This window comes from Pseudomonas sp. Pseusp3, assembly GCF_047304225.1.
In the GTDB taxonomy this organism is placed as follows: domain Bacteria; phylum Pseudomonadota; class Gammaproteobacteria; order Pseudomonadales; family Pseudomonadaceae; genus Aquipseudomonas; species Aquipseudomonas fluorescens_CD.
On the sequence record NZ_JBGLYV010000282.1, the window covers coordinates 1 to 256 of the forward strand.

At 52.0% G+C, this 256-nt stretch carries 1 protein-coding gene; it reads right to left on the reverse strand.

The genetic code is table 11. The annotated features are described in order from the left end of the window. On the reverse strand, nt 1-256 hold a 256-nt coding region (locus ACCD00_RS30870; RefSeq protein WP_413428952.1), incomplete at both ends, for a hypothetical protein.

The window sequence follows — 256 nt, forward strand, 5'->3', positions numbered from 1 at the left end:
CCTTCTCAATTCGTAGACCTGCGCCGTTGAATGAAAAACCAACAAATAGGCCATCGAACTGAACGAAGCTCTGAACGCTAAAAAATAAGCCACACGACCAACCGCACCTCTGTAGGAGCGAGCTTTCTCGCGATGGACGTCAACGATTACGCCGGCTGCCTGAATTCCCCCGGTGTCCTGGCGTTTTTTTCGAGCCCCCAAGCGACAAAAAGGAAAAACCGTAAAATTAGATAAAGCCCCCCCGGAAGCCCCCACC